The organism is Paenibacillus sp. FSL R5-0914, from assembly GCF_038004525.1.
Lineage (GTDB): Bacteria > Bacillota > Bacilli > Paenibacillales > Paenibacillaceae > Paenibacillus_AQ.
In genome coordinates this window covers 470,522-484,755 of sequence record NZ_JBBORH010000003.1, presented here as the reverse complement: position 1 = coordinate 484,755, position 14,234 = coordinate 470,522, and the positions used below count along the sequence as shown (strand labels likewise).

Annotated in this window: 13 protein-coding genes; 5 read left to right on the top strand and 8 right to left on the bottom strand. The window is 46.4% G+C overall.

All coding sequences use genetic code 11. The annotated features are described in order from the left end of the window. Nucleotides 1-75 precede the first annotated feature (75 nt). A complete protein-coding gene (catA, locus tag MKX60_RS25530) occupies nt 76-735 on the top strand; it encodes a type A chloramphenicol O-acetyltransferase (protein WP_042185618.1) in 660 nt (219 codons plus the stop codon). A gap of 106 nt (nt 736-841) precedes the next feature. Here catA and MKX60_RS25525 read toward each other — a convergent pair whose 3' ends face one another. The 6 genes from MKX60_RS25525 to MKX60_RS25500 form a co-directional block, all read right to left on the bottom strand. After that, entirely contained in the window at nt 842-1,528 is a 687-nt protein-coding gene (locus MKX60_RS25525) for a histidine phosphatase family protein (RefSeq protein WP_341061353.1), read from the bottom strand. Next, nucleotides 1,507-2,466, bottom strand: a complete 960-nt coding sequence (gene cbiB / locus MKX60_RS25520) for an adenosylcobinamide-phosphate synthase CbiB (protein WP_076298269.1) — start codon at nt 2,464-2,466, stop codon at nt 1,507-1,509. The genes MKX60_RS25525 and cbiB overlap by 22 nt, the downstream gene beginning before the upstream one ends. A gap of 49 nt (nt 2,467-2,515) precedes the next feature. Further along, nucleotides 2,516-3,295, bottom strand: coding sequence for an adenosylcobinamide amidohydrolase (locus tag MKX60_RS25515; protein ID WP_256716203.1), 780 nt, complete (start codon nt 3,293-3,295; stop codon nt 2,516-2,518). Between the two features lie 572 nt (nt 3,296-3,867). After that, nucleotides 3,868-4,956, bottom strand: coding sequence for a threonine-phosphate decarboxylase CobD (cobD, locus tag MKX60_RS25510; protein WP_076298270.1), 1,089 nt, complete (start codon nt 4,954-4,956; stop codon nt 3,868-3,870). Nucleotides 4,957-5,214: 258 nt separating this feature from the next. Beyond that, nucleotides 5,215-5,961 carry a type I methionyl aminopeptidase gene (gene map / locus MKX60_RS25505; protein ID WP_076284095.1) on the bottom strand — a complete coding sequence of 249 codons (747 nt, stop codon included), beginning with the start codon at nt 5,959-5,961 and terminating at the stop codon, nt 5,215-5,217. A gap of 7 nt (nt 5,962-5,968) precedes the next feature. Next, nucleotides 5,969-6,553, bottom strand: a complete 585-nt coding sequence (locus MKX60_RS25500; protein WP_076298271.1) for a TetR/AcrR family transcriptional regulator — start codon at nt 6,551-6,553, stop codon at nt 5,969-5,971. A 281-nt stretch (nt 6,554-6,834) separates the two neighbouring features. Between MKX60_RS25500 and MKX60_RS25495 the strand changes: the two genes are divergently transcribed. Continuing rightward, the gene (locus MKX60_RS25495) at nt 6,835-7,836 is read left to right on the top strand and encodes a lipoate--protein ligase (protein ID WP_042185606.1); all 1,002 of its coding nucleotides are present in this window, start codon (nt 6,835-6,837) and stop codon (nt 7,834-7,836) included. Between the two features lie 85 nt (nt 7,837-7,921). On the opposite strand, the gene MKX60_RS25490 is transcribed toward MKX60_RS25495, so the two are convergent. Then, nucleotides 7,922-8,635 (bottom strand): metal-dependent hydrolase, encoded by a 714-nt coding sequence (locus tag MKX60_RS25490; RefSeq protein ID WP_341061352.1) that lies wholly within the window; start codon nt 8,633-8,635, stop codon nt 7,922-7,924. 229 nt (nt 8,636-8,864) lie between these two features. Between MKX60_RS25490 and MKX60_RS25485 the strand changes: the two genes are divergently transcribed. Both MKX60_RS25485 and MKX60_RS25480 read left to right on the top strand, forming a co-directional pair. Then, nucleotides 8,865-9,812 (top strand): DMT family transporter, encoded by a 948-nt coding sequence (locus MKX60_RS25485; RefSeq protein WP_076284092.1) that lies wholly within the window; start codon nt 8,865-8,867, stop codon nt 9,810-9,812. A 12-nt stretch (nt 9,813-9,824) separates the two neighbouring features. Then, nucleotides 9,825-10,628 carry a Cof-type HAD-IIB family hydrolase gene (locus MKX60_RS25480; protein ID WP_341061351.1) on the top strand — a complete coding sequence of 268 codons (804 nt, stop codon included), beginning with the start codon at nt 9,825-9,827 and terminating at the stop codon, nt 10,626-10,628. Between the two features lie 279 nt (nt 10,629-10,907). Here MKX60_RS25480 and MKX60_RS25475 read toward each other — a convergent pair whose 3' ends face one another. Beyond that, on the bottom strand, nt 10,908-12,707 hold the full coding sequence (locus tag MKX60_RS25475; protein ID WP_341061350.1) for an ABC transporter ATP-binding protein: 1,800 nt from the start codon (nt 12,705-12,707) through the stop codon (nt 10,908-10,910). 283 nt (nt 12,708-12,990) lie between these two features. On the opposite strand from MKX60_RS25475, the gene MKX60_RS25470 reads away from it, so the two are divergent. Next, complete coding sequence (locus tag MKX60_RS25470) at nt 12,991-14,208, top strand: sugar efflux transporter (protein WP_076284090.1); 1,218 nt, start codon at nt 12,991-12,993, stop codon at nt 14,206-14,208. Nucleotides 14,209-14,234: the final 26 nt, after the last annotated feature.

Below are 14,234 nucleotides of genomic sequence, written 5' to 3'. Positions count from 1 at the left end.
GATAAGGATATGGTGAAATCAGTCCAGCAGACCTCCTAAAATGAAAAATGAAATAATTTTAGGAGGTCATAATAAATGATTTTTAACCCGATTGTCATTGATAACTGGAGTAGAAAACCCTATTTTGAACATTATTTAAACAATGTCAGATGCACCTATAGCATGACCGCAAATATTGATATCACCCTTCTACTATCAGAGCTTAAGCATAAGGGAATTAAGCTGTACCCAGCACTAATCCACATGATAACTACGGTGGTGAACCGTCATAGTGAATTCCGCACATGCTTTGATTCTGAAGGTAGATTAGGTTATTGGGATAGCTTGTCACCTAGTTTTACAATTTTCCATGATGATGATAAGACCTTCTCAAGCATCTGGACTTCGTACGGTGAAAAGTTTAATGATTTCTATAACCGTTATCTGGATGATATGAAAATGTACGGAAGCGTGAAACAATTTATCGCTAAAGCAAACGAACCACCGAACACCTTCCCTATTTCTAGTATTCCGTGGGTCAGCTTCACGAGCTTTAACCTGAACGTGTATAACGAGGGAACCTTCCTGCTTCCCATCTTTACTATAGGAAAATATTTTCATCAAGACAAAAAAATACTATTACCAATATCGGGGCAATTCCACCATGCCGTGTGCGACGGTTACCATGCCAGCATGCTGTATAATGAATTGCAATCACGTGCAGATACCTATAAGGAATGGTTACCTAACATCTAATTATCCACTTTATTCTGCTGAGGGCGAACGATAGTTTAAACATAAAGGGTTCCACATATTAGGTATGGCTAATATGTGGAACCCTTTTTTTCATTTGATTTTCTCATCAATCTCCCGAAATATCTGCCGACCATTGCCCGTTCTGCCAAAATAGCCTGAGTACCATTGCTGTTCCCGGAGAAGGTGCAACTGCGCTGTAGAATGTGACACCAGGAATTAACTGTGCAAGGAAATTCCGAATAACATCACCATGTGTGACTACCAACACCCTGTTTGTTATTACCTCAGCCTTTTTTTCACTAATTGCAGCCTGCACAAATGTATCCTCAGCCCCTCGCCCCAGATCTGACAGGAAGCTACGCAACCGTTCGTCAAACTGCGCCCATGTTTCACCATCCGGTGGTGTAACTGTGGAAGGATTATCAATCCAGCTTCTATACAGTGAGTTATCCTTCAATTCCTCATAAGTGCAGCCTTCGAAAGCTCCAAAATTCATTTCGCGCAGACGCGGATCGTAGACAGCCACCTTCTCTAAAGAAGGAGAAATGTAAGCTAGAGTCTCCCGACATCTAAGCAAATCGCTGCAAAATACACACCAAAAATCATTCGATACTTCAGACTGCTGCTTAAGCTGAGATAGCTGCTCTACTGCACTAGATAGCAACGGGAGATCCGAATGTCCTAAGTAACGATGCTCAGCATTCCACTGAGTTTGCCCGTGGCGAACAAGTACTAATTCTAGCTCTATAGAAGGAAACGCCATGTCTAGCATTAGCCCCCGATCCATATCCATGCCACAACCGCGCATAAGCCTACAAAAATTGAAGAGGAGAGCATCATCATCCGCGAGGTCTGAATAATATCGTCCGGCTCCATCGCTCGTACCGGATCACCCATATAGGCTCGGAAAGAAGCGACACCATGATAGACGTTCTCTCCTCCGAGACGGATACCAAGTGCGCCCGCAACAGCGGATTCTGGATAGCCGCTATTTGGGCTTGGATGGAGACGCGCATCCCTCTTCACCATTTGCAGACAATTGCGCCAATCCAGACGAAGCAGCCATGCACACAGTGCTAAGAGCAATGCCGTAATCCGTGCTGGAATGAAGTTGGCAACATCATCAAGCCGAGCGGATGCCCAGCCGAGATCTCGGTATTTATCATTCTTATATCCCACCATGGAATCGAGTGTGTTTACTGCTCGATAAGCCATAGCAAGCGGCGCGCCACCGATGAGCGCATAGAACAATGGAGAAATAATCGCATCGACGATATTCTCTGCTACAGTCTCTACCGTGCCGCGCACAATTTCCGGGGAATCTAGCGAAGTCGTATCACGCCCCACGATCATCCCCAACGCCTTGCGGGCAGCAGGGATATCGCCCTTCTGCAATTCCACATACACCGCCATCCCTGCATCCTTTAGTCCCTTGGAGGCAATCGTGGTTGAAATCAACCAAGCCTCGGCTATCCAGACGAGCCACGGTGAGATATATGACAGCAGCCATAGCAGAATGGCTGTCAGTGCCCAAGCACCACCCACCACACATAGCGGAAGTAACACCCCTGCTCTGCGCAGGCTTTGCGGGTGGGACCATAAACGACGGATCGCCCGCTCCAGAGCCGTGATTGCTTTGCCCATACCGATTACGGGATGGGGCAAGCTACGCGGATCACCTACGATCCGATCAATTACATAAGCCGCAAGCAGTACTAAAGCGATTGTCACAGGCGATCACCTCTGTACATTCTCCAGCAATTCCAGCTACCTATTCTCATTAGCTGTCCTTCCTTGCCTGAACCGATAGCAAACTCCCTGTCACAGCGCTATATACAAGACGCCCGATTGCGCCCCCAAGATCGGTAGCGGTTCCGGCGTAAACATGCTCTGCCTTGTATCGCCCACTTTGGCTCACAGCGAGCACTATCGCATCCGTAGTTGTTCCGGTAGCGATCAGCCCATTCTCGGGATCGGTAATCCCGAGATCGGCCAGAGCAGCAGCTTTGGCTTCGACAGCTGTCTGCACAGCATTGACCATGGCCGCCGGTGTCAGGCAGCCATCAATACCTAGCATTATGTTAATCGTACCCGGGCGATAAACAGCCAGCACATTGCGTTCCACACCCGCGCGCGCAGCATTTCCTGCGGCGGCAGTAACGCAAACAAAAATACCCGCTGAGCCGGTGTCTTCCTCAGCTACCGCTGCATGCTCAAGTGGTACAGCCGTCATCAGACCGGTACAGCCAGACATTGAATAACCCCACTCGCGGAGCTTATTCTCCATATCCTGAACAGGATCACTACATTCATAATTGCGGTCAACATATAAATTGACGGCCCTCTCTAGCCGATTCATTCCTCCACCATAGAACGCACTCGATAAACCATCTGCTTCAGCAGGTAGCTCTAGTAGCAGATGGTTTCCCTTCCACTGTAAAGCAAGCCCTGGCCAGATGGCCGAATGGTACTCTTTTACGCCTCCTGCGAGGTTAAATGGAATCTTTACTTGCACCATATATCGATCTTGCTCCTTCCACAGCACATTACTTTTATCCATTCATCCAACCAGCTTCGCGGTCGCGCCTGTACTTCCCCAACCGCCTCACTTAGAAACTACCTAATTCTCTATTTCAGCAAAGACTATCTGCTCTAAAATCTACTACAACACATACTCCAATATCCACCTAAAAATCCGTCCCTCACCCATCTATTGCACTTTATACAATAGATTCAGCTTTATTCACTGGCAAAAGCCATTCTGCTGTATTTCTTGCAATAGAATGTCACGTAAAAACCTAATTCGCATCATTTTCCAAATTTCTATTGTACACAGTGCTATAGAATCGAATTGCTACGCCAGCAAAGCGAGTTCTGTTGTACGAAATACAACGAATGCACTTTGGAGGATGTCCATCAGAAGCTATCTCACCAAACTTTGTTACAACCCTAAGCATGCGAGCTGAAGCCCGCCATCCGGTATCAAATCGCAACTTCTGCGGTACTTGAGTCACTTATTCATTAGAATCCCTGCCTTCTCTACGCCGCGAGTGTCACTTACAGTAGACTCCCATCCCCTGCGCTACACCAGACACTTTAACAGCAAACCCGCTGCCCTCTAAGCTACACAGTTCACTTATCCGCCAGAATTTCCTTCATCTGTTTTAGCAGCCGGACATTATCCTCATGTCCCTTAACGGCTACCCGGATATGCTCGCCTCCTAGACCGGGGTACATGGCACAGCTGCGCACCAGTATACCGACACGCCCAAGACGGGTCTGCATCTCAGCCGCACTCCACGGCGAAGGCAGGCCACAGAGCAGAAAGTTGGCTTCGCCTGGCGGCACTTCGCAGCCTAGCTGCATAAGGCCTTGCCGCAGCAGCTCCCGTTCCGTGGCGATCAGTTCGCGTGTGCGACGTCCATACTCGTGCCCACACTCAAGGCAGGCTTCGCCTGCCAGCAGCGCCAAACCATTCACGCTCCAGGTAACCTGCTTTCCGGTCATCGCCTTTGCCAGCTCCGGATGCGAAATGGCAAACCCGAGACGCAGTCCGGGAATCGCATAAAATTTCGTCATCGACCGTACCAAAATCGTATGCGGAAACTGATCCAGATCCGGCAAAAGCGTATTTCGTTCTGCTTCTGGAATAAAATCAATAAAGGCTTCATCCACAGCCAAATACGTCCCGTAGCTTTCAGCTTTCTGCGCTAACCAGCGCAGCTCATCCACACTATACTGAACGCCATTAGGGTTGTTCGGCTGGCCAAGGAACAGCAGATCAACCTTCTCCAGCAGCCCGGCAATCTCGTTCACTCCAGCTCGGAAGTGCTGTTCCCATGTCCCCTGAACAGATAATACTTCTGCGCCGAATTGCACAGATAGCTGCCGGTACTCAGAGAAACAAGGTTCTACGATACCTACCTTTTGCGGAGCAATCGCAAGCAGCAACAATGCCATAGCTTCTGCGGCTCCGTTGCCTACTGTCAACCAACTACTATGTACACCAAGGTCCTCTGCTAGCAGACTTTTGAAGCGTCGATGTCCAGGGTCAGGGTAGGCAACCACCGTAGACAATGCTGTTCTAAGTAGCTCTAAGACGGCTGGCGGAGGCCCAATAGGATTGATGTTTGCACTGAAATCAAGAAATGTGCCACCAGCCTCCTCATAAAGTTCCGCAGCTGTTAGCAAATCACCGCCGTGGCCGTATTTTTCAAGCATATTTACACTCCCTCTATCCACTTTCGTTTGTTCGATATGTATCTCATTGCCACCATTATTGCGTCTTTACCGGGATTACGTCAATGCTCACTAAAGGAATCACCTGAATAACCGCTTGCCTCAAATCGACATTAAAATCTACGAGATGTCAAAAGATAATAAAGTTCTAGACTGGCAGCCTCATCAGATCTATGGACACGCTGTCCCCGAATACGAAAAAAAGAAGTCGACCATTTCGTTGGTCGACTTCTTTTTTTTCTATTGCGCGGTCAAAATTTGTGGACCTTCAGCCGTAATGGCAATCGTATGCTCGTATTGGGCGGCGAGCTTGTTGTCCATCGTCCGTGCGGTCCAGCCGTCCGGATCGATTGTCATCAAGTAGGTACCTTCGGTGATCATGGGCTCAATCGTGAACACCATACCTTCCTTGATACGTGGGCCTTTTCCAGGCTTGCCAACATGCATATAAGTCGGCTCCTCGTGCAGGTCGCGGCCGATGCCATGAGCGAGAAGGTCGCGCACGACGCCGAAACCGTGTGATTCCGCATGCCGCTGAATCGCGCTCGTCACATCGCCGAGTCGATTGCCAGGCTGAGCCTGCTCGATGCCCAGATCAAGACATTCCTTCGTGACACGCATCAACTTCTCGGCCATCGGCGAGATCTGCCCTACCGCATAACTCCAGGCCGAATCGCCGAGCCAGCCATCGAGCTCAGCGACCGTGTCAATCGTCACGATATCCCCTTCCTCAAGTGGCTTATTGCTAGGGAAGCCATGCGCGATTACATCGTTGGCGGAGGCACAGGTCGCATATTGATAGCCCCTATAGCCTTTCTGGTATGGCTTTGCGCCGTGCTTCAACATAATGTCCTCGAATATGCGCTCAATCTCGTTGGTGGTAATACCCGGTTTGATAAGCGGGGCGATTGTACGATGACATTCAGCCACCACTTGGCATGCCTTGCGGATAGCCTCAATTTCATGCTTGCTTTTTAAAATGACCATGTTCGTATCAGGACCCCTTCGTAATAGCTTGGATAGCGAGTCGGGCGATTCGATCGACGTTCAGATCGGAATTGCCCGCATAGTAGTGCAGCCCACAGCAACCGACCAGCACAGCAAGCATATGGTCGACGCTGTCGTCTTCGCACTGGGCGATCGATTGGAGTGGAACGTACAGGCGTTCCATAAACCGTCTCTTGGCGTGGTGTCGATCCCTTTCAGACAAGCCTACATAATGTTCCGCCGCCATTTTGTAGACGAGATATGCGCGGGCGTCCGACTGCCACAGCTGGAGCAGTGCTTTACAATACATCAACAACTGCCTGTCATCCGGTGGGCTGCCGCTGATGTCCGCCCATTTTGCGATAACTTGCTCACATCGCTCAAAGCCGCTTTCTAACACATCTTCTATTAATAAATGCCGGTTGGGATAATAATGGTATACTGTGCCGTAACCAAGACCTGCCTCGCGGGCGACGTCGCGAATATCAAAGCTGCCGCCCGTGCGAAAGTAGGAGCGCGCGGCGACGTCCAGGATCTGTTCTTTGCGCTGTATGCGTATGAGCTCATTTTGTTCTTTGGTACGGGGGCACATAACGTGTAACCTCCTTATTTAGACCTGCAAATTTGTCGATATAAAAATAGTAACCCATGGGCTGAAGAAATGCAAAAGATTTGTTGATTTTCGATAAAATGAAGTACTGAACAATAAGACTGGGCGCTGGAAATTCTTCAATTTAAAAATCGCATTAATTCAACGAATCCAGCCTAATACTTTATTTCCACCGAATCACGAAGCGATCTCTTTTGTTAAAAAACTGCTTTTGGTTTAAAATGAGAACTGTAATCAATTTTGCTGCAACGGAGGAACTCACTATGATTTTTATTGATAACACAGGGATTACTGACGCTTCCATCAATTTGGCGATTGAGGAATATGCGCTGAAACACTTGCCGATGGACGAGAGTTACCTGCTTTTTTATATTAACAGCCCATCTATCATCATCGGTAAACATCAAAATACGATTGAAGAAATCAATCAGGAATATGTTAAAGAGAATGATATTAAGGTTGTGCGGCGTTTGTCCGGCGGTGGAGCTGTCTATCACGATCTAGGAAATCTTAACTTCAGCTTCATTACTAAGGACGACGGCCAATCCTTCCATAACTTCCTGAAATTCACCCAGCCGGTGATCGACTACTTGCAAAGCATGGGTGTTAACGCTGAGCTTAGCGGACGGAATGATCTTCAAGTCGGCGAACAAAAAATTTCCGGCAACGCTCAATTCTCCACACGTGGACGCATGTTCAGCCATGGCACACTGATGTTTGACCTCAATTTGGACAATGTACAAGCCTCTCTAAAAGTAAATCCAGAGAAGTTCAAATCGAAGAGCACCAAATCCGTACGTAGTCGCGTAGCCAACATCAAAGAGCTGCTAGGTACAGACATGACCATTGAAGAGTTCCGCTCCGGTCTCCTACGTTCGATCTTTGGCATGGAGCCATCCGAGGTCCCTCAGTATAAGCTTCAGGAAGCAGACTGGGACAAAATCCACGAAATTTCCAAAGAGCACTACCAGAACTGGGACTGGAACTACGGTCTGTCACCAAAAAGCAACGTCAAACACACACGTAAATTTCCTGCTGGAATTATTGATATTCGTATGGATATTGAGGATTCCCTCATTAAGGACATCAAAATCTATGGTGACTTCTTTGGGGTCGGTGACGTAGTAGATGTTGAAAATGCACTTCGTGGCAAACGTTATAATGAGGCAGAGGTTAGAGAAGCATTAGCTGATCTGGATTTGAAGCATTATTTTGGACGTATTGAGCCGGAGGACTTTATCGGACTGGTTTTCCTAGAAGAATAGTTACACAAAAATAAAGGGGCCTGCTTATCCTATGCGCAAATTTGCGTAAAGAATAGACAAGCCCCTTTTTCATATTCATTTTAGTTCAAGTAGAAAGTATAAATACATAGACAACGAACGCTAGAGTCAGCATGATGCAGATGTTCTCTACGGCTCCACCTTTTTTCGTGCCTGTACTCATTAGCTTTAGACGCAGCTTAAAGGGTATTGGCGGCAGGGGTGTAATTCCCCGTTGGGTAAGAGAGTCAGCTAGTAGGTGAAGCGCATACGACATGCCCCCAGCTATCCATAGACTGCCACCGTCATTTATACCCGCTGAGGCAAAATACAATAAGGCGCTCCAGCCCGCAACTCCATACAAGGTATGTGTCAGTCCACGATGAGGAACAACCGATGAGACTACAAGCACGCACGCTGCAATGTAGTTCCATGGATCATAGGCTTCCCCGAAGGCAAAGAGTGCTATGGCAATCAAGATCATGACCAAATGGCGCAGCTTTCGACTAGGCAGGAAAGATACACTTCCGACTAGCAATGCCAGCACAATGTTCCAAGGACGTTCCACGATTCCGGCAAAATAGAGATAGATCGCCGCGCCTATCAAAGCAATTTGCAGCGCTCTTAATAGAAATTCTGGAATCGCCTTGCGCACGAGCAGCGAATTTGGTTCATCGATATCAGGCAGCAAAGAGCTTAACGCTGCGACCGCAATAACTGGAATCGTAATCTCGTGTGACATCAAACTCATTACAGATAGGGTAACCCCAGTGCTGATTATTAAATGGGATCTGCCCATCATGGTGAAACCGCTCCTTTCTAAGATGCGAAAAACAAGAACAAATGTGCGGTTATCGAAGTATATCAAGACCCTGTTTTTTTGTCTAGCCTAATCCCTTAAATCCCTTTAAATATAAGCCTTTGAGCGATTCCTATCTTGTCCTCCCCATGAATATACGATACAATTTGGACAACTTGACCTTGTCGTTCTTACAAGGACGGCATTTGCCGAAGAGAGGATGACCTAAGAAGTGAAGCGTTCCCGTATGGCCGATTTTAGCCTGCTACTTGTGGCGATGATGTGGGGATGCACCTTTCTGATTGTTCAAAATGCTGTCAAAGTGCTCCCTCCACTCGCGTTTAACAGCATCCGCTTTACAGGTGCTGCCCTGTTGCTGGCTCTAATCACTTTTATTTTTTACCGCAAGGAGTGGAAACAGCTAAGTTTCCGCATGGTACGTGATTCTCTGCTGCTAGGCCTTTTTTTGTTTATGGGCTATGGCTTCCAGACCATGGGACTTCTATATACAACCACCTCCAATACCGGGTTTATTACCGGTCTATCGGTCGTATTGGTTCCGTTTCTCTCTCTGGCGCTACTAAAGCATGCCATTTCACGTTACACTTGGTTCAGCGCGGCGCTTGCCGCAGTAGGTCTTTATCTGCTGACCTTCACCGGCTCTGCCTTGTCCCTGAATAAAGGCGATGCTTTGATCTTGCTCTGCGCCATAGCTTTTGCGCTACAAGTCGCATATACTGGCGTTTATGCACCTCATTATCCGGCGTTGCCGCTGGCAACCTTGCAGCTCGCCTTCGTTGGACTGTTCAGTATTGTCGCTTCGCTTATCTTTGAAGGAGCTGCACCGCTGGCACACAGCGCAGAGCTTATCAAGGACCCGGACGTTCTCTGGGCACTTTTAATCTCTATTGGTCCTACCAGCGCTTTTGCTTTCTGGATTCAAACCGCTTGCCAGAAGTACACTACGCCTTCCCGGGTAGCCATTATTTATGCCACAGAACCTGTATTCGCTGTTCTGACAGGCTTAGCCTTTGGCGGAGAAACGCTTGGTATGTCCGCTCTGCTCGGTTGTGGTTGTATTCTGGGAGCTATGCTTATGGCAGAGCTGAGTCCGGAACCGGGTCAGAATCAACATAAAAAGAATTATTTTTCCAAATTACATTTATTTAGAAAGAGATAAGGAGAGAGACAAATGTACAAATTGATCGCGATTGATATTGATGACACTCTAATTAACGATGACAAGGAAGTAACACCCGCTACACAGACTGCGCTTGAAGAGGCTGTATCCGCTGGCGTTGTTGTAACCCTTGCTACAGGCCGAGCTTATGCTTCTGCGCAAGCCATTGCCCGTCAAACTGGACTTAACGTGCCAATCATCACTTACCAAGGCGCACTCGTTAAGAACTTGCTCGATGAAAAGGTACTCTATGAGCGTTACGTGCCACAAGATGCGGTACACAAGCTATTCACTTACTGCGTGGAGCATAATCTGCATTTACAAACTTACATTGACGACAAGCTGTATGCCCGTGAAGACAACCAGAAGATCAAAGATTATACAGACCTGAACAAAACGCCATATTATATTGAACCAGATTGGGAGAAGCTTGTTCCACAAAAAACACCAAAAATGCTGATTATCGATGATCCTGCATTCTTGGATGAGTTGGCTCCAATTCTACGTGAATTGCTCGGCGATTCCGTGCATATTACCAAATCCAAACCACAATTCCTAGAAATCATGCATCATGAAGGAACCAAGGGAATTGCGCTTGAATTCCTAGCCAATCATTTTGGTTGTGATCTCTCCGAGACTATGGCTATGGGTGACTCTTGGAACGACCATGAGATGCTTGAAGCTGCCGGTCTTGGCGTTGCTATGGCGAACGCTATTCCCGCGCTGAAAGAAATTGCTGATTTCATAACCCTAAGCAACAATGAAGATGGCGTAAAATACGCGATTGATAAATTCATTCTCAATAAAGTGAACTAAATCGGCTGAACTTAATAGTTTTAGTGATAAAGTTCAGTTGCAACTACGGTGAATATTTGGACTTACGGTCGCTGTTAGGTTTGAATTTCATGATTTAAACCGTTGTCAACGGTAGAAATTCAAACCTAAAGGCGATCGCTTACGCTCCTACAGTTCCAAACTTTCCCCTCCATTGCTCCTTCCTTTACCTCAAGTTCTTAAGTTCAATCTATATAAATTCACTTTTTTAAGAAAAGGGTGTTGCTACGCCATATTTTATGACGTTGCAACACCCTTTTGTTATTTCAGCAAGCTCGGTATTCCTGTAGATGCAAACTCTAATGCCTCTTGCTCACCCTCCCCAGCCTCTTCCTCTTCCAGCTGAGAATAGTACAAGCCATGATATCTTCCTTCTGCTGCAAGTAGCTCCTCGTGGGTACCACTCTCCACGATTTCACTGTTCTCCATCACTATAATGACATCAGCGTTCTGAATCGTTGATAGACGGTGAGCGATAACGAGTGTGGTTTTGTCTCCCATTAATTTACGAATCGCTTGCTGCACCAGCTTCTCCGATTCATTATCAAGCGCAGCAGTAGCTTCATCCAGCAACAAAATTGGAGAGTTCCTAAGAATCGCTCTCGCAATCGATAGTCGCTGGCGTTGTCCACCGGACAGGCGTGAACCTTCCTCACCGATATCTGTATCGAGGCCCTCCGGTAAGTCCATTACAAAATCATAAGCGTTCGCTTGTCGCAAAGCTTCCAGAATTTCATACTCATCTGCATCTGGATTTCCATTTCGGATGTTATCACGGATACTTCCTGTATAAAGCCCTGACTCTTGCGGCACATAAGAGAAGTGACTCCTAAGTTTAGCTAAACTCATCTCGCTTGTCTTCTCATTATTTATAAACACTTCACCCTCATCAGGTTCATATAACCCAAGGAGTACCTTAAAAAGTGTAGATTTCCCTCCACCGCTCGGTCCCACAATTGCCATTTGAGCCCCTTTGTGAAGCTCTAAGCTGATTTTGTTCAAACTACGTCTCTCCGCTCCCGGATAAGAGAAGGATACCGAGGACATGACCATACGCTCAAATTCAGGCTGTTTCGTAGCTGCTTCGGGTAAAGCCTCCACTTCTACAGGGCTATCCAACACTTCAAAGATCCGCCCCGCCGCCCCAAGTGATTGCTGCATCGAATTGATCAGTCCTGGCAATGCCGAGAACGGCATCACTAAATAATTCATGAGCTGGATGAAAGCAATCATCGCACCGACCTCAAGTGATCCTTTTGCCACAAAATAACCAGCCACGACCAGCGCCAGAAGAAACGTAAAGTTTCCCAAAAAAGAGGAGAATGAGCCAGTAGCTCCCTCAATTCTTCCCCGTTTTAATTCTTCGGAAGTGATATTCTCACTATGTTCCTGATATTGCTTCATTAGTCTGCGTTCAATGCTAAAGGATTTAAACACCATACTACTGCCTAGAATGTCATGTAAAAAGGAAGTAATCTTGCTCATATTAGTCTGAATCTTCACACTGTTCTCACGCATCGCTGAACCGAAGATTTTTCCCGTAAGGAACATCAAAGGCCCCATTGCAAAACAGATCAATGCCAGTAGCCAGTTAATATAGAGCAAATAACCAAAAGCCGCAAGAGCAAGCAAAGGGTTACGGATTAAATCAATCATTACCTCGCCGGTAGCATTACCCACAGATTGATTATCATTAGTAAAACGGGACAACAAATCTCCGGAGTGATTACGGTCAAAATAAGACTGAGGAAGAGCTAAAGCATGTCGCATCATATCTAGCCGCAGTTCATTTCTGATCTTGGCTGAGATTTTATTTTTGAGATAGCGATCGAAAAAACCGTTGATTGCACTCACTAATAAGTAGATTAATCCGAATATAACCAGCCCTTTAAAAGCTTTCACATCAAGTCTAACCGCCGCATCCGTAATTACTGAGAGCAGCCAAGCAATCGTTAAATCCAGAACAATCCCAAATAAAGTCGTAAATAATAAAACCGTATATAAGAGCTTGTGCCTTAACATGTATGTACTTAATCTTGAGAAAACACCTTTCTGCTTCAAAAAAAATCAGCCCTCTCCCCTATTAGCTACTTATTACTCCCTTCCTGTCGTTGATAATTATTCTATATATGTAAATATAAGACGGCAATACTTTCTGATTATAAAGGATAAACATGATTCTGAATACCGAATGCAATAGATATCACAAAAGGGACATCAACAGTCTGAGATTTGTCCGAGTGATGCCCCTTAGCCAAATCGCATATACATTGTTGCTGTCTTTTTCATGTATACTAGAACCAGTTTGACTATCTTAACAATAATAGAGGAGTAACATCACAACATGATCAAAAGACTTACTGCACTATTTTCAATTCCCTCTTATGCCTTACTCTTTTTATGTATGCTACTTCAGGGAATGGGGATTTCACTCAGTTCACCCTTCTTATCCATTTATTTCACGGAACAGCTTGGCGTATCTGTCGGATTGTTTGGTGTTTTTCTAGCCACCACGTTAATTGCCGGAATATGGATCAGTACACTAATCGGGAGACGCTCTGACCTCGGCTTAAATCGAAAAAACATTTACCTTGTTGCCACACTCTGTAATGCGCTGGCTTATAGCGGGTACTTGCTCATTCAGGATTTCACGATCTTGTTCATCTACATGATTGTGTTCACCGCCCTCGGTGCACCAGGGATGCCACAATTGTTCGCCATTGCTAGAGAAGCAGTGAATAAGAGCAATTTTACGGATACTGCGTTTGCTAATTCTACCTTGCGTTCTGCTTTCTCTCTCGGCTTTATTACAGGTCCTTTAATCGGCACGCTGCTAATCGCTGCTGTTGGGTTTAAGGGGATTTTCACGGGTACGATCGGAGTATTCCTGCTTGTTGCCTTACTCGTTTTCTTCTTTCTCAAATCAAATACAGACACAGAGCTGAGCAGCAACAAGGCTGAAGTAAAAGTGAAAACTTTCCGGCTCAGTCAGAACCGCAATATTCTGCTTCCTTTTCTGATTCTGATACTCATGTATGTAGCTCACTGGACGAGCAGCATCAATACGGCCCTCTTTATTACAAACAATCTAGGGGGATCGACAAGTGATGTCGGTCTAGTCAGCAGTATATGTGCTGCGCTGGAAATTCCATTTATGATTATGCTCGGTCTACTCAGTGCGAAGTACAGTAACCGAGCATTGATGATGTGCGGGGCCATTTTAGGAGGAGCATATTATCTCGTTGTCATTTTCTCAGGCGAGATGTGGCAGATGCTTGCAGCCCAAGTTCTACTCGCCGTTTTCGTTGCTGTGATATCAGCAATTGGCATTAGCTACATCCAGGATCTGCTCCCAAACATGCCTGGGTATGCATCCACTCTTTATTCTAATTCATCCACGATCGGTAGACTGATTGGGAGTCTTGTTGGCGGGGGCTTAGCCAGTATTGTAGGTTACCGGTATTCATTTGTGCTCTGTTTTATACTCATCATTGTTTCCTTAGTCATGCTTGCGGTAAGCGGACGTCACCCTTTAAATGAACCAGAACAATTAACTGTTTAGTCCGTTTATTTCTACTTGCCCATTCT

Excerpts from the sequence above, each read along its gene's own strand:
- MKX60_RS25490 (WP_341061352.1), bottom strand. The coding sequence starts at position 8,635 with ATGATGGGCAGATCCCATTTAATAATCAGCACTGGGGTTACCCTATCT.
- MKX60_RS25525 (WP_341061353.1), bottom strand. The coding sequence starts at position 1,528 with ATGGATATGGATCGGGGGCTAATGCTAGACATGGCGTTTCCTTCTATA.
- cobD (WP_076298270.1), bottom strand. The coding sequence starts at position 4,956 with ATGCTTGAAAAATACGGCCACGGCGGTGATTTGCTAACAGCTGCGGAA.
- MKX60_RS25480 (WP_341061351.1), top strand. The coding sequence starts at position 9,825 with ATGTACAAATTGATCGCGATTGATATTGATGACACTCTAATTAACGAT.
- MKX60_RS25515 (WP_256716203.1), bottom strand. The coding sequence starts at position 3,295 with ATGGATAAAAGTAATGTGCTGTGGAAGGAGCAAGATCGATATATGGTG.
- map (WP_076284095.1), bottom strand. The coding sequence starts at position 5,961 with ATGGTCATTTTAAAAAGCAAGCATGAAATTGAGGCTATCCGCAAGGCA.
- catA (WP_042185618.1), top strand. The coding sequence starts at position 76 with ATGATTTTTAACCCGATTGTCATTGATAACTGGAGTAGAAAACCCTAT.
- MKX60_RS25470 (WP_076284090.1), top strand. The coding sequence starts at position 12,991 with ATGATCAAAAGACTTACTGCACTATTTTCAATTCCCTCTTATGCCTTA.
- MKX60_RS25495 (WP_042185606.1), top strand. The coding sequence starts at position 6,835 with ATGATTTTTATTGATAACACAGGGATTACTGACGCTTCCATCAATTTG.
- MKX60_RS25500 (WP_076298271.1), bottom strand. The coding sequence starts at position 6,553 with ATGTGCCCCCGTACCAAAGAACAAAATGAGCTCATACGCATACAGCGC.